Raw genomic sequence first — 25316 nt, 5'->3', positions numbered from 1 at the left:
CAGGACCATGCGCTTTTCCGATCTGACTCAACGTATCGCCGGTGACGGCGCTGCCGCCTGGGATATTCATTACCGCGCACTGGCAATGCGCGAGCAGGGCGAAGACATCTTGCTGCTGTCAGTGGGCGACCCGGACTTCGATACGCCGCCGCCCATCGTGCAGGGTGCCATCGACAGTTTGTTGTCCGGCAATACTCACTACGCCGAGGTGCGTGGCAAGCGCGCCTTGCGTGAAGCCATCGCCAAACGCCACGGGCAACGCAGTGGGCAACGGGTGACGGCGGACGAGGTCACGGTGCTGGCCGGCGCGCAGTGCGCACTGTTCAGTGTGGCCCAGTGCGTGCTCAATCCGGGTGATGAAGTGATCGTCGCCGAACCGATGTACGTCACCTACGAAGCGGTGTTCGGTGCCTGCGGCGCCGTAGTGGTGCCCGTGCCGGTGCGTTCGGAAAACGGTTTTCGCGTGCTGCCCGAAGACGTCGCCAGCCTTATCACCCCGCGTACCCGCGCCCTGGTGCTGAACAGCCCGCACAACCCATCGGGGGCGAGCCTGCCGCGCAGCACCTGGCGGGCCCTGGCCGAATTGTGCATCGCCCACGACCTGTGGCTGATTTCCGATGAGGTTTACAGCGAGCTGCTGTTTGAAGGCGAACACGTCAGCCCGGCGAGTTTGCCGGGCATGGCCGAACGCACCGCGACGCTCAACAGCCTGTCGAAATCCCACGCCATGACCGGCTGGCGCGTCGGCTGGGTGGTGGCGCCATCCTCGTTGTCCGCGCATCTGGAAAACCTGGCGCTGTGCATGCTCTACGGCTCGCCCGATTTCATCCAGGACGCCGCCGTGGTGGCGCTGGAAAGCCAGCTGCCGGAACTGGACGCCATGCGCGAAGCCTATCGCCAACGCCGCGATCTGGTCTGCGAAAGCCTGGGCGATTGCCCCGGCGTGCGCGCTCTGAAACCCGATGGCGGGATGTTCGTAATGGTCGATATCCGCGAAACCGGGCTCAGCGCCCAAGCGTTCGCTGATCGTTTGCTCGATCGCCATGGCGTCTCGGTCCTGGCCGGCGAAGCCTTCGGTCCGAGCGCGGCCGGTCACATCCGAATCGGGTTGGTGGTGGGGGCCGCGCCATTGCGTGAGGCCTGCCAGCGCATCGCCCGTTGTGCTCACGAATTGATGGAGGTTCAGGTACATGCTTAATCACCAATCGCTGTTCATTGACGGGCGCTGGCAAACCCCGTCCGGGCAAGGCGTCGCCGAGGTGATCAACCCGGCTACCGAGGAAGTCGCCGGCAGCGTGCCGCTGGGCGATGAACGCGATGTCGACCTCGCCGTGGCGGCGGCGCGCAAGGCCTTCGGGCCATGGTCACGGACGCCATCGAGCGTGCGCGCCGGGTACATCCGTGCACTTGCCGAACAGCTGCAAACCCGTGCCGACGAAATGGCGGCGGTGATCACCACCGAACTGGGCATGCCGGTGCAATGGAGCCGCTCGGTACAAGTGGACGGGCCGATCATCGGCCTGGAGCAGTACGTCGAACTCGCCGGTTTGATGGACGAAGTGCGCGAGGTCGGCAACTCGCTGGTGATCCGCGAAGCGGTAGGCGTCTGCGCGTTCATCAACCCGTGGAACTATCCGCTGCACCAGCTGATCGGCAAGCTCGGCCCGGCACTGGCCGCCGGTTGCACGGTGGTGGTCAAGCCAAGCCAGGACACCCCGCTGCATGCGTTTTTGCTGGCGCAGATGATCGAGGATATCGGCTTGCCGGCCGGTGTATTCAACCTGGTCAGCGGGCCGGGCGCGAAGGTCGGCGAAGCGCTGGCCAAACACCCGGACGTGGACATGGTGTCGTTCACCGGTTCCACCGGCGCGGGTGTGCGCGTTGCGCAAGCGGCGGCGCCTTCGGTGAAACGGGTATGCCTGGAACTCGGTGGCAAGTCGGCGCTGCTGATCGCCGAGGATGCGGATCTGGACGCCGCCGTGCGCTACGGCGTGCAGGACGTGATGATCAACTCAGGGCAAACCTGCACCGCGTTGACCCGCATGCTGCTGCCCGCCAGCCGTTATGCCGAAGCGGTTGAAATTGCGTTGGAGGAAACCCTGAGCCTGCGCATGGGCGATCCGCTCGATCCGCAGAGCTTCCTTGGCCCGATGTGTTCGGCGGGGCAACGGCGCACCGTGCTCGATTACATCAAGGTCGGTCAGGAGGAAGGCGCGCGTCTGTTGTGCGGGGGCGATTCGACGCCGGGCTTGGAGCGTGGTTACTACGTCAGCCCGACGCTGTTCGCTGACGTCAATAACAGCATGCGCATCGCCCAGGAAGAAATCTTCGGCCCGGTGCTGTGCCTGATCCCCTATGCCGATGAGGCGCAGGCGATCCAGATCGCCAACGACTCGCCGTTCGGCCTGTCCAGCGGCGTCTGGGCCGGCAGCACCGAGCGTGCCTTGCAACTGGGGCGGCAATTGCGGGCGGGCCAGTGTTTTCTCAATGGTGCGGCGTTCAACTATCAGGCGCCGTTCGGGGGCTACAAACAATCCGGTAATGGCCGTGAGTGGGGAGAAGAGGGGCTCAACGAGTTCGTCGAAGTGAAGGCGATTCAGGTGTGAGCGGCTCAAGGGCAAGGCCATGCGGGTGTGTGTCGCCAAACTGCTGGGAATGATCGAACACGCTGGAAAAAGTCTAAGGAATCGCCATGAAAGTACTGATCGTCCACGCTCATCCCGAGCCAAAATCCTTCACCGCGGCCCTGCGTGATCGGGCTGTCGCCACCCTTGAAGCCCAGGGCCACGAGGTGCAGGTCAGTGACCTGTACAAGATGAACTGGAACCCGGTGGCCAGCGCCGACGACTTCTCGTCGCGGGAAAATCCCGAGTACCTGGTGTATGCGCTTGAGCAACGTTTGGGCGTGAAAAGCCAATCGTTGGCGGCGGATATCCACGCTGAACTGGACAAACTATTGTGGGCCGACCTGTTGATCCTCAACTTCCCGATTTTCTGGTTCTCCGCCCCGGCCATGCTCAAGGGCTGGATCGACCGGGTGCTGGTGTCCGGCATCTGCTACGGCGGCAAGCGCTTCTACGATCAGGGTGGCATGAGCGGCAAGAAGGCGCTGGTCACCGTCACCTTGGGCGGTCGCGACCACATGTTCGGCGACGACGCGATTCACGGTCCGCTGGAGGACATGCTGCGGCCGATCCTGCGCGGTACCCTGGCGTACGTCGGGTTTGATGTGCTGGAACCTTTTGTCGCCTGGCATGTGCCGTACATCAGCGACGAGGCGCGCAAAGACTTCCTTATGGAGTATGCCAAGCGCCTGGACCACCTGAATGACGAGCAACCCTTGGTGTTTCCGAAGCTGTCGCAGTTCGATGAACAGCTTTATCCGCTCGTTTGAAAGAGCCGCACCGCAAAAGAAAAACGCCACGACTGTCGTAAAAACGACCTGTTTACGCTGAACGCGAACCCTGAGGATTTTTCTGTTGAACGAGTGTTCAGCTTGGTCTATGTTCGTTTCACATCTCTCTCCCGGTTGGTTGCGGGCTTGCGTTTCTTCACTTCGAACGAGGCACTGGCATGCGGTTTTCACCCTTTGTTGAGCGAATCTCAGGGCAAGGCGTTGCTGCCTGGGATATTCACTACGCCGCGTTTGAAGCACGACGCCGTGGCGAGGATGTCATCATTCTTAGCGTCGGTGATCCGGATTTCCCCACGCCCGACTTCATCACCGATGCCGCCATCCAGGCCCTGCGTGAAGGTGACACCCACTACACCGAAATCGCCGGTCGCATGGCCTTGCGCGAAGCCATCGCCGCGCGCTACGGCAAGCTGTTCGATCGCGCGTTGCAAGCGTCAAACGTCATCGTCGTGGCCGGGGCGCAAAACGCGCTGTTTGCAGCTTCGATGTGCCTGCTCAGTGCCGGCGACGAAGTCATCGCCCTCGATCCGATGTACGTGACCTACGAAGCAACGCTCAAGGCCTCCGGCGCCACGTTGGTGCGGGTGGCCTGCTCGGCGGATGATGATTTCCGCGTCGATGCCGCCGTGCTGGCCAAGGCAATCACCCCGAAGACCAAGGCAATGTTCTTCTCGAACCCGAACAATCCCACTGGCGTGGTGATGAACCGCGAAGAGCTGCAAGCTATCGCCGACCTTGCCATAGCCAATGACCTGTGGGTCGTGGTCGACGAAGTCTATGAAAGCCTGACGTTCGAGCGCGACCATCTGAGCCTGGCGGCGTTACCCGGCATGGCCGAGCGTTGCGTGGTGATTGGCAGTCTGTCGAAATCCCATGCCATGACCGGCTGGCGCATTGGCTGGATCGTTGCCGATCAGGCATTGGTCGCGCATGCCGAAACCCTGGTGTTGAGCATGTTGTACGGTTTGCCGGGGTTTGCCATGGAGGCCGCACTCAAGGCCGTGCAGGCCCATGAAGAAGTGACTCACGGCATGCGCGATATCTATCGTCGTCGACGTGATCTGGTGGTAGCAGGTCTTTCGGATTGCCCGGGGATTTCAGTGCTCAAACCCGATGCCGGCATGTTTGTGCTGGTGGATGTGCGCGGCACCGGTCTGACCTCGCTGGAGTTCGCCTGGCGGCTATTGCGCGAGGCGCGCGTCTCGGTGCTGGACGCGGCCGCCTTCGGCGAACCCGCACAAGGTTTTGTGCGCCTGTCGTTCACCCTCGGTGAAGAGCGACTGGCCGAGGCCTGTCAGCGTATCCGCGATTTCGTCCTGGTGCTCAACGGCGAAGCGCCGCGGCCCGTCATTGCACGCGTGACCCGTGAAGCCGTGGCGGCGCCCGTTGCGGCCCGGACCATGATCGAGGTCGAGCAACTGCACAAACGCTTTGGCAATATCGAGGTGCTCAAGGGCGTGTCCCTGACCGCCCGCGAAGGTGAGGTGATCTCGCTGATCGGCGCCAGCGGCTCGGGTAAAAGTACCTTGCTGCGCTGCATCAACATGCTCGAAGTGCCGGACCAGGGGCGCATTCTCGTGGACGGCGAAAGCATTCACCTGAACCATACCCGCCCCGGCGCACCGCTGGTGTCGGACGCCAAGCAACTGGTTCGTATCCGTTCGAGCCTGGGCATGGTGTTCCAGAACTTCAACCTCTGGCCCCATCGCACGGTGCTGGAAAACCTTATCGAAGCGCCGACCCAGGTCCTGCGTGAAAGCCGTGCCGAAGCCACTGAACGGGCCGAAGCCTTGCTCGAACGTGTCGGGCTTGCAGCCAAGCGTAACGAGTACCCGGCGTTTCTTTCCGGGGGACAGCAACAACGGGTGGCCATCGCCCGTGCCTTGGCCATGCGGCCCAAGGTCATGTTGTTCGATGAACCCACCTCGGCACTCGACCCGGAACTGGTCGGCGAAGTGCTGCGGGTGATCCGCTCTCTCGCCGAAGAAGGCCGGACCATGATCCTGGTGACCCATGAAATGGCCTTCGCACGTGATGTCTCTTCCAAAGTCGCCTTTTTGCATCAAGGGCTGATCGAGGAAACCGGTTCGCCGGATGAAGTGTTCGTACACCCACGCAGCGAACGTTGCCGACAGTTCGTCAACGCTCATCAGACTCGCTAATCCATCATAAAAAGACGGGAATAAAATCATGGGGAATCGACGATTTGCAAACTGGTTTACCGGCGTGGCCTGCGTATTGCTGGCCGGCATGAGCGCGGCACAGGCTCAGCCGATCAGGTTCGCGGTGGCGGCCGAACCCTATCCGCCGTACACCGAGAAACAGGCCAACGGTGAGTGGAAGGGCTTTGAGGTCGACCTGATCCACAAGCTGTGCAGTGAAATGAAAGCCGAGTGCGAGATCAAGGAAGTGGCATGGGACGGGATCATTCCATCGCTGCTGGCAAAGAAGATCGACGTGATTTTCTCCTCGATGTCGGTGACCGAAGAACGTGAAAAACAGATCGCTTTCAGCAAGGCCTACTACGACTCGGTGATTGCCGTTGTCGGGCCGAAGGATGCTTCGGTTAAGAAATACCCCGACGACCTCAAGGGCAAGACCATCGGCGTGCAGAACTCGACGGTGAGCGCCAGCTACCTGAAGACGTATTACGAAAAAATGGCCGACGTTAAGTATTACGACACCCAGGACTCGGCCAACGCCGACATGATTGCCGGTCGCATCGACCTGATGATGGCCGACGGCACGGCCATGGCGTCATTCGTCAAGACTGCTGACGCGAAAGACCTGGCCTACCTCGGCGCCGTCCCGTACGACCCGATCTTCGGCAAGGGCGTGGGCGCCGGTCTGCGCAAGGGTGACACCGAACTCAAGGCCAAACTCGACAAGGCGATCAAGACCTTGCTGGCGAGCAAGGACTATGACGACTTGTCCCAGAGCTACTTCGGTACCAGCGTGAAGCCGACGTTCTAATGACCTGAATGCAAATCCTGTGGGAGCGTGGCTTGCCCGCGATGGGGCCCTTGAGGCCGCCAAAATCATCACGGGCAAGCCACGCTCCCACAAGGTTCGGTGGTGCTCTTACTGGAGACTGAAATGCCAACGATGTTCGAGATGATCGGTTTCAGTGAACAAGGATGGGGCGGGGCGCTGCTGAAGGGGCTTCTGATGACCCTGCAGATATCGGCCGGGGCCTTTGTGGTCGGGCTGATCGTCGGATTGATCGTAGCCTGCCTCAAATTGGGTGCGCCCAAGCCGATTGCGGTACTGGCGCGTGGTTACACCACGTTGTTCCGCGCCGTACCAGAGTTGTTGATGATCCTGTTGCTGTTCTATGTCGGTTCCATGCTCCTCAATTCGTTGATGGAGTGGTTGGGTTACGACGCAGTGAATGTCAGCGGGCCACTGGCGGCGATTGTGGTGCTGGGATTGGTGCAGGGCGCGTACGCGTCGGAAATTTTCCGGGCGGCGATACAGGCGATTCCTTATGGCCAGATCGAAGCCGGGAAGGCGTTCGGCCTGCACGGCTTTGGACTGTTTCGGCGTGTGACGCTGCCGATCATGGCGCCTTATGCAATGGCGGGGATGTCGAACCTGTGGATCAACCTGATCAAGGACAGTGCGTTGATCAGCGTGGTCGGCACCAACGAATTGTTGTACACCGCCAAGCAAGCGGCGGGGTCGACACGCCAATATCTGTTGTTCTACCTCACGGCCGCGGCGCTGTACTACGCAGTGACTCTGGTGTCCAACTATCTGTCGGGACGGTTGGAGCGACGTATTCGTCGCTGGATGCCTCTTGTTGACTAAACCGGCTGAGTGAATGAAATGATTCCAGCGTGGACAGTTGAATACGCATCGTTGTTGATTCGAGGGTTGCAAACAACCATCGGAATTCTGGTGATTTCCTCTGTGTTCGGTTTCGCGCTGGCGGTGCTTGTGGCGCTGGCGCGGATTTCGAAAAACAAAGTGATTGCCAAGGTCAGTCAGTTTTATACCAGCGTGACGCGCGGTACACCGTTGCTGATCCAGATCTACATTTTCTACTACGGCCTGGGCAGCCTGTTTGCGCAGTTTCCGCTAATACGGGGCAGTTTTTTCTGGCCTTATCTGCGCGACGGTTACTGGTACATCGTGTTCGCCCTGGTGATATCGGTGGGTGCGTACGTTGGCGAAGTGATTCGCGGTGGCCTGCTGGCGGTGCCCAAAGGCGAAATGGAAGCCGCTTCGGCGTTTGGCATGACTGCGCGTCAGGCTCTGTTGCGGGTGCGTCTGCCCCGGGCGCTGCGCTTGCTGTTGCCGACCCTGGCCGGGGAAACCGTGATGCTGCTCAAATCCACGGCACTGGCATCGACCATCGCAGTGATCGACTTGCTGGGCGCGGCCAACGTGGTGCGGGCCCAGACGCTGCAAGTGTATGAGCCGTTGCTGCTGGTGGCCGGAGTGTACGTCTGCCTGACGTTCCTGATCGAGGCGTTGTTTGCGTTCGCCGAACGGCGGGGAACTCCAGTACGCAGGTCCGCATGATGAATAAGCCACGGGTTGACCGCTCGCTACAAGGCATTGGCCTGTGCACTTTGGGCTACGCGTTTCTGTCTTTGCAGGACGCGGGCATCAAGTGGCTGGTGGACGATTATTCGGTGTTCACGATCCTGTTCTGGCGCGCGGTTGTGGTGGCGGTCGCTTGTTTGCTGGTGGGCCGCCTGCAATTGGTCCAGCGAGCATGGCGCTCGTCCAGTCGGCGTTTGCTGGTGGTGCGCGGCTTGCTGTCGATCGCCGCATGGCTGATGTATTACACAGCGGCCAGGGACCTGACGCTGGCGGAAATGACCACCCTGTATTTCTCGGCACCGATCATGGTGACGGTGCTGGCGACGGTGATTCTCAAGGAGCGCGTCACCGGTTGGCAGTGGTTCGCCCTGATTATCGGGTTTGTCGGCGTGGTGATTGCCTGTCGCCCCAATAACATGGCCGATCCGTTGCCGATTGTTCTGACGCTGTTGGCGGCGATGTGCTGGGCGTTTACCTACATCCAGTTACGCCAGGTGGATGACCAGACCTCGGTGCTGGAACAGATGCTGATCACTAATGTGGTGTTTGTCATCTGCATGACAGTGGCGTTGCCCTGGACCTACACCCCGACACCGACTCCCGCCTGGTCAGGCATGATCGGCGCAGGGCTGATGGGCGGTATCGGGCAGTTCCTGTTGTTCGCCAGTTTCCAGCGCGCCACCGCGACCGTGCTGGCGCCGTTCGAGTACACCGGGCTGATCTGGGCGTTCCTGTTGTCGAGCCTGATCTGGGGCACGCTGATGGATGTGTCGCTGATGATCGGCGCCGGTCTGATCGCGGTCAGCGGCACCTTGGCGATGATCTTCGGTCGGCACCCGTCACAGGACGTCGTCGGCTCCGAATGCTCCGTGTCGCAGGCCCTTTATCCAGCAGCGGCAGATGTGGAGGCCGTTGGCGGGACTGAAGGTCTCGGGGTTCAGGCACCACTCGATCCAGAGGCCGTCAAGCATCGCCGATAAACCGATGGCGGCGAGGCGGGTGTCGTGGATCGTGAAGCATTCGCTGGCCGCCAAGTCATCGAGCAACCGGCGCAGCAGGTCGAGGTAGGCACCGTAGCTTTTTTCGTGGGACTGGCTGACGTGGTCGGAGTGGCGGATCAGGCTCCAGAACACCACCCAGGCACCCAGCAGTTTCGGGTCCATGACCCGCGGTGAAAAAGAACCGACCAGGAATGCATCCATCTTTTGCGCCGGTGTCCCGGCTTGGTGGATTTCGTGGAGCAGGGCAGTAGTGAGCTCACTGGCGAGCTTGTGGTAGGTGTCGGCGATCAGCGCATCGATGCTGCCGAAATGGTGATTGAGCAGGCCAACGGACACTCCGGCCTCGGTAGCGATGCGCCGCACGGAAATCCCGGCGTGACCATCGCGGACCAGACAGCGCAAGGTCGCGGCTACCAGCAGTTCGCGGCGTTCGTCGGGATCGGCGCGGCGGTTTTTCGGGGCGATGGTAGTCACAAAAAATTCCTTGAAGTAGCTGCTCGTTGGCGAGCTTAGTTGAACAGACGTTCAATCTCCAGTATCGGCAGCGACGATGTTTAACAGTCATGACGGGAGGGCAAACACATGGTCCAGGATGTTTCGTTCGACGTACTCAACAATAACGGCGATGCGGTGCAGGTCGGTGCCTGGCGTTTCGTGGGCGACGGCCATGGGCCGACGGTGCATTTGCAGGCCGGGGTGCATGCCGACGAAATCGCCGGGATGCTGGTCTTGCATGTGTTGATGCAACGTCTTCACGTGGCTCAAGCACAGGGCCGGTTCAAGGGCAGTGTGACCGTGGTGCCACAGGCCAATCCCCTGGGCATCGGGCAGCTTTCCCAGGGGCGGATCCTCGGGCGACATCACGATGCGACCGGACAGAACTTCAATCGCGGATTCGACCGGTCGGCGGCGATGGAACGACCTTCAACCAACGTTCAGCAGTGGCAAAAAAAACTGGTGCAACTGGCGGCGTCGGCGGACCTGATGCTCGACCTGCACACTGACGACGAAGCGCTGCCATACCTCTATGTACACCGCAGTTTCTGGCCCCGTGGCCGTGAACTGGCGGCGGCGATGAAGATGGACGTGGCGATCATCTGGGACGACGGTGACGATGGCTCCTTCGAGGAGACCATCATTGCGCCGTGGCTGCGCGACGGCACCACCGGTCAGCACATGGCCGCGACCCTGGAGCTGCGGGGGCAGGGCGACGTCAGCGATCGATTCGCCGAGCAGGATGCCGAGGGGCTGTATGCCTGGCTGTGCGCAAATGGGGTCATCGACGATGCGGTGTCACCGGCTGACTGGCCCGTCGAAGCCGTGGACATGGGACACATGGAGACCATTCTTGCACCGCAACCGGGGGTGCTGATCTTTGAAAAGGAACTGGGCGATGTCGTCGAAGAAGGACAGCGTTTTGCGCGAATCCTGCGTCGACCGGGTGATCCGAACTCCGAAGTGGTGCTGTTCGCCGAACAAACCGGGCGCCTGGTCACATGCTATCGGGATCGTTTCATTTCCCAGGGCATGGGGGTGGCGAAGTTCACTGGCACTCGCTTGTCGCGGAACTGGACCGGAGGGTTGCTGGACCCGAACTAGGGCCGGCAGCACCACCCTTTGTAGCAGCAGGCTTCGCCAGCTGCTAGGGGGGTGGGGCGACGTTCACTACGGTGAATCATACGCCCCGGTTTTTGCTCCTTTTACTGTCCGATCGAGAGGTCAGGAGGCACAATCGCACCACCCTTCATCACTAAGGGGAGGGTCTCAAGAATCGAAATATCAGCAATCGGATCGCCGTCGACCGCGATCATGTCGGCGTAGCGACCCGCACTGACGGCGCCTACATCCTCCTGCCAATTGAGCAAGTCGGCAGCAACCACAGTGGCGGACTGGATCGCCTGCATCGGTGTCATTCCGAACTTCACCATGTAGGTGAATTGTTTGGCATTCGTGCCAATTGGATAAACACCCGCGTCGGTGCCATAGGCAATTTTCACCCCAGCCTTGACCGCTTTGCGAAATGCCTGACGCTGTACGTCAGTGGTCTCGGTGTTCTTGCGCAAGTAATCCTCCGGCCAGTTTTCCTTGCGACCGACCTCATCGATGTAGTCACCGTTATAGATATCCATCACCAGGTAGGTGCCTTTTTCTTTCGCCATTTTGATGCCTTCGTCATCCAGCAGCGAGGCATGTTCAACAGATTTTACGCCGGCACGGATAGCGGCCTTGATTCCTTCCGCACCATGGGCATGCACGGTGGCATAGCTTTTGTGAATCTTGGCTTCCTCCACCACCGCGCGCATTTCTTCTTCGGTCATTTCCATTTGACCCGGTTCAGTCCCTTCGGCCAGTACCGAGCCGGTGGCCATCATCTTGATAGTGTCCACGCCGTGCTGGAACAGGTAACGGGTTTTCGCTTTCGCATCATTGGCATCACGATAAACTCCGACTCGCATATCCGCCGGAATCTCCACACCTGGCGCAAATCCCGTTACCTCCCCACCACCGCCCGCAACGGTGATGTACGCGCCGACCACGTTCATTCTTGGCCCCAGCACCCGGTTAGCGTTGATCGCATCACGAAGCGCGACATCGGTAAAAGCGCGGTAGGTGCCAAGGTCGTGCACGGTTGTGAAACCCGCGCGCAACGTTTGATAGGCGTGTTTCGCGCCAATCAGCGCGACATCCTGAGGCGAATGCAGGAGCGGCTCTGCCACGTTGTTGGTCATGTCCCAATCGGAGATATGCGTGTGCATATCGATCAGACCTGGCAACACGGTTTTGGTCGACCAATCGATGACTTTGCTATTGGCCGCTGGTGCACTCCAGGGCTCCACGGCCACGATGCGCTCGCCCTCCACCTTGATGCGTTGATCGGTCAACACCTTACCTCGCTCGACATCCACCAGGCGGCCGGCGTGAATGTAGACCGTGTCGGCTTGAGCAGTTAATGCCATCGACGAGAGTGTTACGGAAAACGCCATGCACTTTACTGAAAAATTTTTCATGTAAGACCTCTTGTTTTGAACGCAGGGACATCTCTTCAAAATAGATCCAGCGGAAACTCTGTGATTATTCTTAGTTGTTTCACGCTGTCGCCGGTAAATGCATGCTCGGCATAGCGTACTCGTACGGACAGATTCTTCAGCGCGCCCGTTTCAACAACGGTTTTCAGGTCGATATCTCGCTCTATCTGTTTATCTGCATGAGCGAAATAGGCGTATAGGCCATCCGGATCGACGTTCTCATTATCGATATCAAACCCATAGACATAACGAAGCCCAAGTGTTGTGCGCAACCCGCCAGTACTTCCGAAGTCATAGGCATAACCGAGCCCTACTGACTTTTCTCCGGGGCCATTGAAATCCCCATATTGCGAAGAGTTCGCCAGGTAGATGGAGTCCATGTAAGTGCCATCTGAACCCATCAAATAGTCGAACGGTTGACTGCCGTGTATTTTTTGTAAGGACAACGTGTAAGTGTGTGGGCCACTGCCATAAGCGGTCGCTAACGACCAGGCCGTGACGTTTATTGCACCGGCATTGGCCTGCCCTTCATCGAGTGAGCGATAGAGATTGAAATCAAAGCTCAGTGTTTGTTCTGCTTCCAGGGGGAAGGTGTAATTGGCATTGACGTAGAACTGACGCCACAGATCCTCTGCGCGAGACGCATAAAAGGCAACGCTACCCTCATCGACGGGCTGGTACGTCAACCCGACGTAGTCCACGTCGCCGGCGTCCACCCCAGCGTACCCGGCCATGAACCCCTCGTTGTGATTTGTGGTTGTATAACCTCGGGAGGAATAAAAATGCCCGATATCGATACTGACCTTGTCGATATCATCACTTAATAATTGAAAGCCCCTTGTGGTCATCGGCATCAATCTTAAGTCGGGCGTTGCGAACACAGGATTATAAGGACGCAGATCGCCATACTTTATAACCGTGTTCGACCATTTCATCTTTACCGACGCATTCAGCGTAGAGGACTCTGTTCTTTCTCCCTCACCTTCGGCGGGGAACATTCCCGTGCCCACCGTGCCACGCCCACCCTCCAACTTGTAAGCGGTGTAGGCACTTGCATCAACACCGAATCCGATATCGCCTGGGGTGAAACCGGATTGGTAGTCCAACTGGAAACCCTGTCCCCACCCTCGGGAATCGGGATAGTCAGACAATGAGTTTCGATTGAAATACATATTGCGCGCAATCAACTTGGCGGCTCCACCCTCGACAAAACCTTCTTGGGTTTCGTCAGCCTGCGCTTGCAAAGAACTTGCGGACATCGAAAATATAAACAGACCCAACAGTGGACGCTTCTTCATTGGAGGCCTCTGGGTTTTGATTCTTATTGTTTTATAGACGCGCCTGTACAGCTCAGTGGTCATCAGTCTCCTGAAATCAAGCCATACCGAAATGTCTAGAGTCAGCGATCATTTCTACGGTGAGCAATAGCGTGGGAATTTGGTGAAGTATCGAATTCCATGCCGCTTGCAGAAGCGAAAAAAGAGGGGTGAGGCCGGCCCGACAAAGGCTGGCCTCGTACCGGGCTTAAGCGGGTTTGAAGCAATAGGCAGCCAGTTTGTTGCCGTCCAGATCACGGGCATACGCAGCGTAGGCATTCGGTGCCCAGCCACGTGGCCCAGGGAGGCCTTCACACGTACCGCCAGCGGCCAATGCTGCGGCATGAAACGCGTCGATTGCGGCACGCGTCGGTGCCTCGAAACTGACGGTCACTCCATTGCCGACGCTGGCGGGTGCGCCGTCAGCCGGTTTTAAAACGAAAAAAGAAGGTGCATTCTCGCCCCAGATAGAACCGTTGTCTGCGAGGTCTGCGATACGTTTATGGCCAAGTTTGCCCAGCACGTTGTCGTAGAAGCTGCGGGCTTTATTCAAATCATTGGTGCCGACTGTAACGTGAGTAAAGACACTCATTTTTTAGCTCTCTTTGGTAGAAACGAGGTGGGTCGATGTTGGCGCTAAGAATGTGCTCCGTTCATCTGAAACTACAGTGATGTATCTGCATTAATCCCATGTGAAGAGCGCATAGAAAACATGAGCTGCCGACAGCTATCCATCGAGCCAAGGTTGGCACTATCAGAGGAGCCAGGTGCAGCGACTAGCTACGCGCGCCTCGGCAGATTTGAAGGACTGCTTTTGGCCGATTTCGGCCCGTCATGACTGATGGAAATCCACGACCCATAGCGATCAAGAGTTTGCTGTCGATCACTAGATTACACACAGCCACGTCCCGGGTTTTGTATGCTAGCTCAAGCTTCACTCGAATCGCCCAGGTATCCCTGAGCCGGAGTGGCGCTTTTTGCCCCACGAGCTTTCCTTTGTTCCAGGGCGCCCGGCTCGAATCTTGGTTACGGTCATGGTTCGTCCTCCGTCTGAATGAAGGACTAGAGTGCATGCCCAACGGAATCTGACCGCTGACCGCCCTAAGTGAGCATCACCGGGATCTGGCCCAGTATTTAAGCCGATATCATTCAAGAACTTACAAGCCGAGTAGAAAATATGAATCGTCGTAAAAAAATAAATCAGTTATTAAAGGCTCACGCCAAAAAGGCTAGTGCCAAATTGGCACCGCCAAGCAAGTCTAAATACATTAGTAAAGCTGACCGATTGAAGCTGGCTGCTGAATCCAGTCACGACTCAATCATTTCCTCTGAGAGCTGATCTATGTAGCTTAAGTACCGCCCCTGTCCTGATACCTAGCCCTGGGGCACTACCCGTGCTTAGCTACCAGTACCTTCAACGTAAACGTTCATGCCTTTGGTCAGCGACGGGTTGATCGGCTGGGGCACCGAAACCAATACGCCGCTGTTGGTCCGCACGATAATTTGCAGTGCGGCCTTCGGCTGATCATATTGTTTCTTTTCGGCATAGTTACCGCCCGCCGCGCCAGCGAGGGCACCGGCGATCATCGCCACATCCCGACCGGTGCCGCGACCGATCAAGCTTCCGAGACCGAGACCGCCAATCCCGCCCAATATGGCCCCTACGCCGCTGTCGTGGTTGGTCTGCATCTGAGTCTGCGTAATTTGCTCAATTTTCCCCGAGCGAATCTCCATCTCACCAGCCCCTCCGCTCCCGGCGTCGACCGCAACACAGGAGCAAAGCATCATCACTGCATCCTTACCAGCCTTTTACTCCGCTCATATCGGGCAGCTTGTGAGCGATGCCTTTGTGGCAGTCGATGCAGGTGGCCTCACCGTTGGCCAGAGACGTCGAGTGCATGGCAGAAGCTCGCTTGCTCTGGCGGGTGAAGTCCATGAACTCGAAGTTATGGCAGTTGCGACATTCGCGAGAGTCGTTGGCCTTAAGCCTGGCCCACTCGTGTTCGGCCAGTTCGCGGCGCAGGATGAGGAACTTGTCGCGGGTATCGATGGTGCCGAAAATCTTCCCCCAGACTTCCTTTGAAGCTTGCATCTTGCGCGCGATCTTGTGTGTCCATTCGTGGGGCACGTGGCAGTCAGGGCAACTGGCGCGTACGCCGGAACGGTTGGTGTAGTGAATCGTATCCTTCAGCTCGACGAAAACGTTGTCACGCATTTCATGGCAGGAAATGCAGAACTTCTCGGTATTGCTCAGCTCGAGCGCAGTGTTGAAACCGCCCCAGAAAATGATCCCGGCGATAAAGCCCCCAAGCGTCAGAAAGCCCAGGCTGTAGTAGAGGCTCGGGCGACGCAGAATGCCCCAGTAATCCTTGAGCAGGGCGAACAGTGCCTTCATGTTGCCTCCTCAGGGTTTCTGCGCGGCGTTGGCGTCGTCTTGCAGCATTTTGTCGATGGTCTCGAAGCTGTTCCCCACGAGGGGAAGCACGTCTGTTTGCGGCACGTGGCATTGGATACAGAAGTACCGACGCGGTGACACCGCCGCCAGAGCCTGGCCATCGCGGTCCATGTAGTGAGTGATGCTGATCATCGTCGCCTGGGTCCGTGCGCTGTTGGCACGGCTGTGACAGGACAGACATTTGTTGCCGTTCATGTCGATCTGATAACCGCGAATGCTGTGGGGGATGGTGGGCGGCTGGTCGGGGTAGTTGCGTTCTCGCTTGAGATCCTTGTTTTCTTCATTGGCGATGGGCGGGGCCGGCATGCTCTGGGTCAAGGTTCCACCGGGTCGGCGCCCGTCCGGCCCTGCCGCATCAAGCGGGTAGTTGACTTCCGCAGCGATCACCACGCCGATCACAGCGAGCAGGAGCAACGGCAGGTTTCGAAAAAGCATGACGGTTCTCCTCAGGCCACGCTGACCAACTCAATTCGGATCGCGCATTTTTTGTAATCGGTCTGCTTGGAGATCGGGTCGGTGGCATCGAGCGTGACCTTGTTGATCAGCTTGTTGGCATCGAAGAACGGTACGAACACCAACCCCTGAGGGGGGTTGTTGCGGCCGCGAGTTTCGATGCGCGCTCGGATTTCACCGCGTCGGCTGATCAACTTCACTTCACTGCCTCGCCGTGCCTTCAATGCTTTCGCATCTTCGGGGTGCATGTAGACCAGCGCGTCAGGCACCGCTTTGTAAAGTTCCTCGACGCGTTGGGTCATGGTACCGGTGTGCCAGTGTTCGAGGACGCGTCCGGTGCTCAGCCAGAACGGGTAATCGGCGTCCGGGGCTTCGGCCGGCGGTTCATAGGGGAGGGCGAAGATAATCGCCTTCTTGTCCGGGTATCCGTAAAACTGCACCTCGCTGCCTTTCTCCACGTAGGGGTCCAGCCCCTCGCGGTAACGCCAGCGGGTTTCTTTGCCATCTACCACCGGCCAGCGCAGGCCTCGTTCGCTGTGGTAACGGTCGAACGTAGCAAGGTCATGGCCGTGGCCGCGGCCGAATTGAGCGTACTCCTCGAACAAACCTTTTTGCAGGTAGAAGCCAAAGGCCTTGGCTTCATCGTTTTTGTAGCCGGCTTCCATTTGCTCGACGGGGAACTGATCAACCTGGCCATTCTTGAACAGCACCTCGAACAGGGTCTTGCCCTTGTGTTCAGGCGACTTGGTCAGTAATTCGGCGGGCCAGGTTTCATCGGTGGTGAAACGCTTGGAAAACTCCAGCAACTGCCACAGATCCGACTTGGCGTCCCCCGGCGCAGTCACCAACTGGTGCCAGAATTGCGTACGCCGTTCGGCGTTACCAAACGCCCCTTCCTTCTCAACCCACATGGCGCTGGGCAGGATCAGGTCGGCGGCCTGGGCGGAAACGGTGGGGTAGACATCGGAGACAATCACGAAGTTATCCGGATTGCGCCAACCCGGCAGGACCTCCTGCATGATGTTCGGCCCGGCGTGCATGTTGTTGCTGGCCTGAGTCCAGTAGACGTTGAGCACACCGTCCTTGAGCATGCGGCTCTGTTCTACCGCATGGAAACCGGGCTTTTCTTGTATGGTGCCGGCGGGCAGCTTCCAGATTTTTTCGGCGGTGGCACGGTGCTTGGGGTTGGTCACGACCAGATCGGCGGGTAAGCGGTGGGAGAAGGTCCCGACCTCGCGTGCCGTACCGCACGCTGACGGCTGGCCGGTCAACGAGAAGGGGCTGTTGCCCGGCTCGCTGATTTTGCCGGTCAGTAGATGGATGTTGTAAATCAGGTTATTGGCCCAGACGCCGCGAGTGTGCTGGTTGAAGCCCATGGTCCAGAATGACACGACCTTGCGCTTGGGATCAGCATACAACTCGGCCAGGTTTTTCAGCCGTTCAGCCGGGACACCGGTCTCCCTGGCGGTTCGCTCCAGCGTGTAGGGTTTGACAAAGGCGGCATACTGTTCGAAGGAAATATCCGTCCAGGTATTGGCCTTGTCGGCATTTTTCGCTTTCATCTCCCGTGGATCGTCAGGGCGCAGGCCGTACCCGATATCTTCAGCGCCTTTGGCAAACCGGGTGTGCTTGCTGATGAAATCCTGATTCACCGCGCCGCTTTCAATAATGTGATTGGCGATGTAGTTAAGGATCATCAGATCGGTTTGCGGCTTGAACACCATGGGGATGTCGGCCAGTTCGAAACTGCGGTGTTCAAAGGTGGACAGCACCGCCACTTTCACGTGAGGCTGGCTCAGGCGCCGGTCGGTGACCCTGCTCCAGAGCACCGGGTGCATCTCGGCCATGTTCGAGCCCCAGAGCACGAAAGCGTCGGTGGCTTCGATGTCGTCGTAGCAACCCATCGGCTCATCCATGCCAAAGGTGCGCATAAACCCCATGACCGCCGAGGCCATGCAATGCCGGGCGTTGGGGTCGATGTTGTTGCTGCGAAAGCCTGCCTTCATCAGCTTGTTGGCGGCATAACCTTCCCACACCGTCCATTGCCCGGAACCGAACATGCCTACTGATTCAGGACCCTTGCTCTTCAAGGCTTCCTTGAATTTCGTTTCCATGATGTCGAAGGCCTTCTCCCAACTGATCGGTTGGAACTCGCCCTGCTTGTCGTACTGGCCATTCGTCATGCGCAAGAGCGGTTGGGTCAGGCGATCGACGCCATACATGATCTTCGATAGAAAATAGCCCTTCACGCAGTTCAGTCCGCGGTTGACCTCTGCCTTGACGTCGCCATGGGTGGCGACCACTCGGTTGTCTCGAGTCGCGACCATCACGCTGCATCCGGTGCCGCAGAAACGGCAGGGCGCCTTGTTCCAGTCCAGGGTGACCATGTCCGCTTCGGTCACCAGATTACTGGCGGAGGTCACAATCGGCAGGCCGGCAGCGGCGGCCGCAATGGCGGCGGCCTGGGCCTTGACGAATGCTCGGCGGGTCATGCTCATTCGGTGTCTCCTTCGGGTTCGAGGAGTTCGTGATAGATCAACGCGGCGTTGAGTACGCCCGGCAGGTTGTTGATCTGTTCGATGCATTGAAGGATCTGGTTTTCGTGTACGGCCTCAAGGACCACCACCAGTTTCCCGGCAGGACTTTCCTGATGCAGCTCCAGGCCGTCCAGCAGGCGCAGGTTGGCTTTAACGGCGTCGAATAATTCAGGCCGGGCAAGTACTACGAGACTGGCAATATGCAGGGCTTCGTCCATGTGCTGACTCCAATAGGCCTCAGGAAAAGGCTATTAGTTGGGGGGTCCCGGTGGGCCGTACAGCATCTGGAAAAACCAGACGAGAAAGCCGTACCCGCCGACGATAGCAACCGACAGCAGCGGAAAGAGGCAGACGACAAGAAAAAGGAACAGCCGGGTCTCCTTGCGGCGCTCGGGTTTGTGTTCTTCAACCAATGGCATTGAGCAATCTCCTGCCGAACTTGCACTCAGACTAGATCACGAAGTTTTCGCAAGTTTGCTGCCGAGGGCTTTTAACGACCGGCGGTGATTCATCCATGCCTGGGTGTTATATAGGGTTATAACGCGTTACATTTTTATTTCATCGAGTGCGTTACATTGGCTTCTGTGCGTACGCGATCGACCATCGGCAGGACAAGTACATGGGGCTTTCCCATGTTGAACCAGGAGTCGACTATTAAGTCGGGATAGTCAGCTGCACTTCTCCTATGACGAGGATCCCACCATGCGTAAATACACCCTGGAATACCTGTTCAACGGCGAGCCCCGCACGCACATGTTCGAACTCAAGCAGCCTCAACTGCCCGTACATGAGGCGGCGATGCACCTGCTACAGCTGCATTTTGGGGATGGAGAGAACAGCCTGATCATGCCCACTGCGGACGCGACGCCGGAGGAGATTTTAGAGCAGGCTGAGCTGGTAGGGCTGACGCAGATTAAGGTCGTCGATCAACCCAGTTGATGCCAGGTCCAGCGACCAGCAACGCACGCTTCGGTAGATTTGAAGGGCTGCTTTTTGCCGTGATCTGCCTGTCGCGTGGGGCTGCACCGACCCAGTATTGAAACCGGCATGAGGTGAATACACCGTGCTCAGCCGGTGATTTAAGCGTTCAAGCAGCTGTACCACTCGGCGTAGAGAGTGTTTGTGACTTGATGCCTATTGAGGTCAGGGCGGCCATCATCCCACCACACGGGGCCTCGCTCCCCGAGCGCTACCTTGGCCATTTGGACGTTTGCCCTGGCCACCTTTAATTTCGCAGGATCGCCAGAGGCTTTCGCCGCTTTTACCTCACGTCGCGCTGCCATCAGTTCATCGACGAGGCGCTGTCGAACATCCTCACCCAACGACGGATTGCTGCAACGCCACAGCAGGCCTTTGACTACAAAATAGCGACCGTCAGGAGTCGTTGGATACACAGTGGAGACGCCTTGTATTTCGTAACTCGCCCCGACACCTTTGAGAAGGCGGTTAGCATCAAACGAATGCGTCAGTGACGTGCTCAGCAGTGAAGTCTATACAAGGCCGATAAACGACAAAATAACGAGGACGATCACAACTGCCCCGACGATGTAGATAATGTTGTTCATGAAAGCTACCTCTCTATCTGAATAGGATTTCGACACCAAGGCGTCTAATACAAACGACACCTTCGCACGCAATTCCGTTCCACAAATCAGTCTTAAAAGCGGCGTCATCGCAGCAAAATCCCTTATTTGTGATTTTTCAAACATTCTCTCGTCACCGCTTCATGCACATCGCTGTTTTTGGTGTAACGTTGGGGGATCGATCACATAGAGATTGCCCATGTCTAAGCTCGCAGAATTTCGTCAGCTTGAAAAACACCTGGCAGAACAGCTACAAGCGCTCGAAACCATGAAAGGTGATACTGGCCTCAAGCAGGAAATCGAATTCGAAAAGAAGCTTCGTGATCTGCTTGCCAAGTATGGCTACAGCTTGAAAGATGTGATTAGCCTTCTTGATCAACAGGCCGGCCGTCGTGCACCAGCGACCCAGTCGAAGAGCAGCTCTCGCAAGCCTCGCCAGACGAAGGTCTATAAAAATCCTGAGTCCGGCGAGGTAGTTGAAACCAAGGGTGGCAACCACAAAACACTGAAAGAGTGGAAAGCGAAATACGGTTCGGACACGGTAGAGTCCTGGCTCACCAAGTGATATTGGTTTGAGTACAAAGGGCCCTCAGGGCCCTTTTTTACGTTCAGTGGTAACGGCAAACTTCTCTAATTAATGGAGTAACCCCAAGTTGCTAGCGGGAACGCTCTCGCTGTCCATGACGATTAAGCGCGTAGAGGCGTCCGCCTACCAACAATGTTGCGCTTACTGCAACCAGCAAGGAAGGTCTGTGCTTGGCTGCACGCCATCCACCTTCAATTCGGCGTTCACCGCTTGGCGGCGTAGACAGGTTGCCTGAGGCGATGTCCTTCGCCGATCCACAGGGCCCCCCGGCGGGTGTTGGCATCCAGAACCACACTGGCGTAACGATGCCCCTTGTAGAGGGCGAATTCATCCATGATCAGACGTTTTGGACTCGCCTTGGGAAGTGCCAGTAAGACGTAACCGTCCGGCCAGCACCCTCTCCTGACCCCCGGTGTCAGGATAGTTGTCGCCTCTCCGAATTTTCCTGAAAAAGCATATCGGGGGCGGAAAGAGACTGGTCGTGCCGTACTATTCACCTGAACGCAAAGCCGCATTACTCAAGATGCTGCTTCCCCCGCTGAACCTGACGATGGCCGAGGTTTCCCGGCGTGAAGGGGTTAGCGAAATGTCTTTGTCCAACTGGCGCAAGAAGGTCAGTTCTGAAGGAAGCGCAGTGCCTGAAGACAAGCCACTCCCCGAGAACTGGTCTGCTGAAGCCCGGTTCGCTGTCGTCCTTGAAACCGCCGGTCTGTCGCAGCTCGAACTGGGTGAGTACTGCCGACGAAAAGGTCTGTACCCCGAACACGTCAGCGCCTGGCGCCAAGCCTGTATCACGGGGCAGCAGAGTGTTCAGAACCAACAAAAGGTCGACCGCGAACAATCTCGCAAGGACAAGAAACGTATTCAGCAACTTGAGCGCGAACTGCTGCGTAAAGACAAGGCGCTGGCCGAAACCGCCGCGTTGTTGGTGCTGCGAAAAAAGCTCAACGATTACTGGGGGATCGACAACGAGGACACCTGACCTCTTTGCCGGAACGGCAGTTGTTGGTGGCTTGGTTGATCGAAGCCATCGAGGCCGGTGCTCGAAAAATCAGAGCGTGCCAAGAGGTGGGGCTGTCGCTCAGAACCTTGCAGCGATGGACGCAGAGTGAGGATCTTCAAGCCGATGCCCGCACAACCACCGTGCGGCCCACGCCGCGTAATGCGTTGAGCGAGATCGAACGACAAGCGATCGTGACGCTGTGTAACAGCCCTGCGTATGCCCATTTGCCGCCGAGTCAGATCGTACCGAGGCTGGCTGACGAGGGGCGTTATCTGGCGTCGGAAGCGACGTTTTATCGCATCCTGCGTGCAGCCGGTCAGCAACATCATCGGGGCCGTAGCCAGCGACCCAGACGGCATGCGGCACCGACGACGCATGTCGCCAAAGCGCCCAATCAGGTGTGGTCGTGGGACATCACGTATTTGCCGTCGCCGATACGCGGCAAGTACTACTACCTGTATTTGATCGAAGATATTTACAGCCGCAAGGCCGTAGGCTGGGAAGTTTACGAAGAAGAAAGCGGCGAAAAAGCCGCTGCGCTGCTGCAACGCAGCGTGATCGGCGAGCAGTGTTTACACGAGCCGCTGGTGCTGCACTCGGACAATGGTGCGCCGATGAAATCGCTGACGCTGTTGAGCAAGATGTACGACCTGGGTATCACGCCGTCCCGTGGCCGACCGCGAGTGAGCAACGACAATCCGTACTCGGAGTCGCTGTTTAGAACGCTGAAATATTGCCCGCAATGGCCGCAGGAGGGTTTTGCCAGCTTGGACGCCGCACGCGCGTGGGTGAGAGATTTTATGCGTTGGTACAACAACGAGCACCGGCATAGCCGGATCCGCTTCGTGACACCGACGGAGCGGCATCGAGGGCTGGACCAGCAGATCCTGGCGCGGCGGCATGAACTGTACCAGCGAGCGCGCAAGAAAAGCCCGGAACGTTGGTCAGGCCAGACGCGGAACTGGGAGCCGATAGGAGCGGTGATGCTGAATCCGGATCGGGAGCAGCAGGACGAGAAAAGAGCGGCATAGTTGAACGGTTGACGCGACAACTACCTTGAAAAACGCCGCTGACAGCCCTCCAAATTGGCCAAGATAGTGGACACCATTTTTTAGTGGACACTATCTTGGATACAGTTGCCCCCGCTCGTCGAACCGGCCGCCGCCCCAACTTCCCGTTGGACTTCAAACGCCAGGTCGTTGAGGCCACGTTTCAGCCTGGCGCCTCCGTGTCGTTGATCGCTCGTGAGCATGACGTCAATGCCAACCTGGTGTTTCGCTGGCGGCACCAGTATCAGGAAGGAGCCTTCGGCCCGGTTAACCAGAGTGCAACATTTTTGCCTGTCCAGGTGATCGAGGCGTCGCCGGATGTCTCGCAAGCCGCCCGGCCTCAATTCGAGTTTCATTCCGAGCTGGTTGTTGAAGTGGGTAAAGCCACGCTACGCATCACTGGCACGCCAGAACCGCAGACCTTGCAACTCATCTTGCAGCAGTTACTGCGATGATTGCTCCTCCTGCTGGAACCCGCATCTGGATCGCCGCCGGCGTCACGGACATGCGCCGTGGCTTCGACGGTTTAGCCGCGCTGGTGCAGACTCAGCTTGAAGCCGATCCTTTCTCGGGTCAGATCTTTGCTTTTCGCGGACGGCGCGGTGACCGGATCAAACTGCTATGGTGGGACGGCGACGGGTTGTGCCTGTTTTGCAAACGGCTGGAACAAGGGCGCTTCGTCTGGCCGCAAGCAACCAGCGGCAGCGTGTCGCTGACGGCTGCGCAGTTGTCGATGCTGTTGGAAGGCATTGATTGGCGCAGGCCAATTCGTACAGCGCCCGTCCTCGCGGTCTGACTTGCCACGCTGAAAAAATCCCAAGTAACATTCGGTCATGACTCTCGCGACCGACTCCCTGCCTAACGATCTTCAAGCCTTGAAGGCTCTGGTCTCTGCCCAGCGGGCAGAGATTGAGCGTTTGAAAATGATGATCGCCAAGCTGCGTCGTATGCAGTTCGGTCGCAGCTCCGAGCAACTGGACGCGATGATCGATCAGCTCCAACTGAGTCTTGAAGAGTTGCAAGTCAGCCAGACTGAACTGACACCGCCAACCGAACCGCCATCTCGCCCTGTCTCTCGGCGCAAGCCATTACCTTAACACTTGCCTCGCGAAATTCACGTCCATCAGCCTGAATCAAAATGTTCTGGCTGCGGTGGGAAACTTCGCCATTTGGGCGAGGATGTGTCGGAGGTGCTGGAGTACGTCCCGGCGCGTTTCAAAGTGATCCGCCATGTTCGCCCGAAGCTGGTTTGCCGCTGCTGCGAGCACATCGCTCAGGTGCCGGCACCGAGTCGCCCGATAGCCCGAGGCCTTGCAGGCCCTGGGCTACTGGCCCACGTGCTGGTCTCCAAGTTTGTTGACCATTTGCCGCTGTATCGGCAATCCGAGATTTACGCCCGTGAGGGCGTGGAGCTGGAGCGCTCAACCCTGGCCGACTGGGTCGGCCAGAGCAGTCAATTACTCAGGCCGCTGATCAGCGCCCTTGAACGCCATGTCCTGAGCGGCCATAAAGTCCATGCCGACGACACGCCGATTGGTGTACTTGCGCCGGGCAACGGCAAAACCAAAACGGCTCGCCTGTGGACGTACGTGCGGGACGACCGACCTGCGGGCGACTCAACACCGGCAGCGGTATGGTTTGCCTACTCGCCGGATCGCAAGGGGCAACATCCCCGCGCTCATCTCAAGAGTTTCAGCGGGATCTTGCAGGCTGACGGCTACGCCGGTTTTGCTCAGCTTTATGCTAAAGGCACCATTCAGGAAGCCGCCTGCTGGGCTCACGCCCGCCGCAAGTTTTACGATGTCTACAAAGATCAGGCTTCACCACTTGCCAGCGAGGCGCTGCAACGGATTGCGGCCCTGTATGCCATCGAGAGCGAGATCCGAGGACAGCCGCCAGATCAGAGAAAAGCGGTTCGACAAAGCCGGGCCAGTCCGCTGCTGGAACAACTACACGCATGGCTTAACCAGACGCTGACTCAACTGTCGAAAAAATCGGCATTGGGCGGTGCGATCCTCTATGCCCTCAACCGGTGGCAGGCGCTGACGCGTTACTGCAATGACGGCCGAATCGAAATCGACAACAATGCCGCCGAACGCGCGTTACGCGCCGTCGCATTGGGTCGAAAAAATTACCTGTTTGCCGGTTCCGATGCAGGCGGAGAACGAGCGGCTGCGATTTACAGCCTGGTGGGCACTGCCAAGTTAAACGGGTTAAATCCACAGGCCTATCTGACCTACGTGCTTGAGCGCATTGCCGAACACTCGATCAATCGGGTGAGCGAGTTGCTGCCCTGGAACATTTCTTTGAACCACACTGAACACTGCGAGGCCGCCTGATC

At 58.1% G+C, this 25316-nt stretch carries 25 protein-coding genes and 3 pseudogenes; 16 read left to right on the top strand and 12 right to left on the bottom strand.

Annotated features, from left to right (window positions below):
* The first annotated feature begins 7 nt into the window (after positions 1-7).
* The 8 genes from ACYZT7_RS21265 (at position 8) to ACYZT7_RS21230 (ending at position 8946) form a co-directional block, all read left to right on the top strand.
* Positions 8-1198, top strand: coding sequence for a pyridoxal phosphate-dependent aminotransferase (locus ACYZT7_RS21265; RefSeq protein WP_462038108.1), 1191 nt, complete (start codon positions 8-10; stop codon positions 1196-1198).
* A complete protein-coding gene (locus ACYZT7_RS21260; RefSeq protein WP_462038107.1) occupies positions 1191-2606 on the top strand; it encodes an aldehyde dehydrogenase family protein in 1416 nt (471 codons plus the stop codon). The genes ACYZT7_RS21265 and ACYZT7_RS21260 overlap by 8 nt, the downstream gene beginning before the upstream one ends.
* 86 nt (positions 2607-2692) lie before the next feature.
* On the top strand, positions 2693-3394 hold the full coding sequence (locus ACYZT7_RS21255; protein ID WP_462038106.1) for an NAD(P)H-dependent oxidoreductase: 702 nt from the start codon (positions 2693-2695) through the stop codon (positions 3392-3394).
* A gap of 179 nt (positions 3395-3573) precedes the next feature.
* Entirely contained in the window at positions 3574-5577 is a 2004-nt protein-coding gene (locus ACYZT7_RS21250; protein ID WP_462038105.1) for an aminotransferase class I/II-fold pyridoxal phosphate-dependent enzyme, read from the top strand.
* 28 nt (positions 5578-5605) lie between these two features.
* The gene (locus ACYZT7_RS21245; RefSeq protein WP_462038104.1) at positions 5606-6388 is read left to right on the top strand and encodes a transporter substrate-binding domain-containing protein; all 783 of its coding nucleotides are present in this window, start codon (positions 5606-5608) and stop codon (positions 6386-6388) included.
* 123 nt (positions 6389-6511) lie between these two features.
* The gene (locus tag ACYZT7_RS21240) at positions 6512-7225 is read left to right on the top strand and encodes an ABC transporter permease (RefSeq protein WP_462038103.1); all 714 of its coding nucleotides are present in this window, start codon (positions 6512-6514) and stop codon (positions 7223-7225) included.
* An 18-nt stretch (positions 7226-7243) separates the two neighbouring features.
* Positions 7244-7942 (top strand): ABC transporter permease, encoded by a 699-nt coding sequence (locus tag ACYZT7_RS21235; protein ID WP_449646111.1) that lies wholly within the window; start codon positions 7244-7246, stop codon positions 7940-7942.
* Positions 7942-8946 carry a DMT family transporter gene (locus ACYZT7_RS21230; protein ID WP_462038102.1) on the top strand — a complete coding sequence of 335 codons (1005 nt, stop codon included), beginning with the start codon at positions 7942-7944 and terminating at the stop codon, positions 8944-8946. Before ACYZT7_RS21235 ends, ACYZT7_RS21230 begins: the two co-directional genes overlap by 1 nt.
* On the opposite strand, the pseudogene ACYZT7_RS21225 reads toward ACYZT7_RS21230, so the two are convergent.
* Positions 8902-9330: pseudogene (locus tag ACYZT7_RS21225) on the bottom strand (TetR family transcriptional regulator C-terminal domain-containing protein); the annotation flags it as partial. The gene ACYZT7_RS21230 and the pseudogene ACYZT7_RS21225 overlap by 45 nt on opposite strands.
* 219 nt (positions 9331-9549) lie before the next feature.
* On the opposite strand from ACYZT7_RS21225, the gene ACYZT7_RS21220 reads away from it, so the two are divergent.
* Positions 9550-10566, top strand: a complete 1017-nt coding sequence (locus tag ACYZT7_RS21220) for a M14 family metallopeptidase (protein WP_462038101.1) — start codon at positions 9550-9552, stop codon at positions 10564-10566.
* A 101-nt stretch (positions 10567-10667) separates the two neighbouring features.
* Here the strand turns inward: ACYZT7_RS21220 and ACYZT7_RS21215 are convergent, their stop codons facing one another.
* From ACYZT7_RS21215 to ACYZT7_RS21200, 4 genes and pseudogenes are all read right to left on the bottom strand, one after another.
* The gene (locus ACYZT7_RS21215; RefSeq protein WP_462038100.1) at positions 10668-11975 is read right to left on the bottom strand and encodes a Xaa-Pro dipeptidase; all 1308 of its coding nucleotides are present in this window, start codon (positions 11973-11975) and stop codon (positions 10668-10670) included.
* A 35-nt stretch (positions 11976-12010) separates the two neighbouring features.
* The gene (locus tag ACYZT7_RS21210) at positions 12011-13354 is read right to left on the bottom strand and encodes an OprD family outer membrane porin (RefSeq protein WP_462038099.1); all 1344 of its coding nucleotides are present in this window, start codon (positions 13352-13354) and stop codon (positions 12011-12013) included.
* Between the two features lie 163 nt (positions 13355-13517).
* Positions 13518-13901, bottom strand: coding sequence for a VOC family protein (locus ACYZT7_RS21205; protein WP_449646106.1), 384 nt, complete (start codon positions 13899-13901; stop codon positions 13518-13520).
* A gap of 277 nt (positions 13902-14178) precedes the next feature.
* Positions 14179-14382: pseudogene (locus ACYZT7_RS21200) on the bottom strand (hypothetical protein); the annotation flags it as partial.
* A 104-nt stretch (positions 14383-14486) separates the two neighbouring features.
* On the opposite strand from ACYZT7_RS21200, the gene ACYZT7_RS21195 reads away from it, so the two are divergent.
* Entirely contained in the window at positions 14487-14648 is a 162-nt protein-coding gene (locus ACYZT7_RS21195) for a DUF2986 domain-containing protein (protein ID WP_449644761.1), read from the top strand.
* Between the two features lie 59 nt (positions 14649-14707).
* On the opposite strand, the gene ACYZT7_RS21190 is transcribed toward ACYZT7_RS21195, so the two are convergent.
* From ACYZT7_RS21190 to napE, 6 genes are read right to left on the bottom strand one after another with little or no spacing between them, the layout of a single operon-like run.
* The gene (locus ACYZT7_RS21190; protein WP_462038098.1) at positions 14708-15097 is read right to left on the bottom strand and encodes a glycine zipper 2TM domain-containing protein; all 390 of its coding nucleotides are present in this window, start codon (positions 15095-15097) and stop codon (positions 14708-14710) included.
* A 10-nt stretch (positions 15098-15107) separates the two neighbouring features.
* Positions 15108-15704 carry a cytochrome c3 family protein gene (locus tag ACYZT7_RS21185; protein ID WP_462038097.1) on the bottom strand — a complete coding sequence of 199 codons (597 nt, stop codon included), beginning with the start codon at positions 15702-15704 and terminating at the stop codon, positions 15108-15110.
* Positions 15705-15713: 9 nt separating this feature from the next.
* Positions 15714-16199, bottom strand: a complete 486-nt coding sequence (locus ACYZT7_RS21180; protein WP_462038096.1) for a nitrate reductase cytochrome c-type subunit — start codon at positions 16197-16199, stop codon at positions 15714-15716.
* Positions 16200-16210: 11 nt separating this feature from the next.
* Positions 16211-18715 (bottom strand): nitrate reductase catalytic subunit NapA, encoded by a 2505-nt coding sequence (napA, locus tag ACYZT7_RS21175; RefSeq protein ID WP_462038095.1) that lies wholly within the window; start codon positions 18713-18715, stop codon positions 16211-16213.
* Positions 18712-18972 (bottom strand): chaperone NapD, encoded by a 261-nt coding sequence (locus ACYZT7_RS21170; protein WP_462038094.1) that lies wholly within the window; start codon positions 18970-18972, stop codon positions 18712-18714. Before ACYZT7_RS21170 ends, napA begins: the two co-directional genes overlap by 4 nt.
* 33 nt (positions 18973-19005) lie before the next feature.
* Complete coding sequence (gene napE / locus ACYZT7_RS21165; protein ID WP_461978822.1) at positions 19006-19173, bottom strand: periplasmic nitrate reductase, NapE protein; 168 nt, start codon at positions 19171-19173, stop codon at positions 19006-19008.
* Between the two features lie 283 nt (positions 19174-19456).
* On the opposite strand from napE, the gene ACYZT7_RS21160 reads away from it, so the two are divergent.
* Positions 19457-19693, top strand: a complete 237-nt coding sequence (locus ACYZT7_RS21160) for a hypothetical protein (RefSeq protein WP_462038093.1) — start codon at positions 19457-19459, stop codon at positions 19691-19693.
* A 140-nt stretch (positions 19694-19833) separates the two neighbouring features.
* Here the strand turns inward: ACYZT7_RS21160 and ACYZT7_RS21155 are convergent, their stop codons facing one another.
* A complete protein-coding gene (locus tag ACYZT7_RS21155) occupies positions 19834-20148 on the bottom strand; it encodes a hypothetical protein (RefSeq protein WP_462038092.1) in 315 nt (104 codons plus the stop codon).
* Between the two features lie 388 nt (positions 20149-20536).
* On the opposite strand from ACYZT7_RS21155, the gene ACYZT7_RS21150 reads away from it, so the two are divergent.
* The 5 genes and pseudogenes from ACYZT7_RS21150 (at position 20537) to tnpC (ending at position 25314) form a co-directional block, all read left to right on the top strand.
* Positions 20537-20902, top strand: coding sequence for a histone-like nucleoid-structuring protein, MvaT/MvaU family (locus ACYZT7_RS21150; protein WP_462038091.1), 366 nt, complete (start codon positions 20537-20539; stop codon positions 20900-20902).
* A 502-nt stretch (positions 20903-21404) separates the two neighbouring features.
* A protein-coding gene (locus ACYZT7_RS21145) for an IS3 family transposase (RefSeq protein ID WP_462037356.1) occupies positions 21405-22957 on the top strand; the annotation gives its coding sequence in 2 pieces (ribosomal slippage) (positions 21405-21867 and positions 21867-22957; 1554 coding nt in all).
* Positions 22958-23052: 95 nt separating this feature from the next.
* Positions 23053-23430 (top strand): IS66-like element accessory protein TnpA, encoded by a 378-nt coding sequence (gene tnpA / locus ACYZT7_RS21140; protein WP_158243614.1) that lies wholly within the window; start codon positions 23053-23055, stop codon positions 23428-23430.
* Entirely contained in the window at positions 23427-23771 is a 345-nt protein-coding gene (gene tnpB / locus ACYZT7_RS21135) for an IS66 family insertion sequence element accessory protein TnpB (RefSeq protein ID WP_020723502.1), read from the top strand. The genes tnpA and tnpB overlap by 4 nt, the downstream gene beginning before the upstream one ends.
* A 37-nt stretch (positions 23772-23808) precedes the next feature.
* A pseudogene (gene tnpC, locus ACYZT7_RS21130) lies at positions 23809-25314 on the top strand (IS66 family transposase).
* Positions 25315-25316: the final 2 nt, after the last annotated feature.

This window comes from Pseudomonas sp. RT4P38, from assembly GCF_054897765.1.
This window is presented reverse-complemented; position numbering and strand designations above follow the sequence as displayed.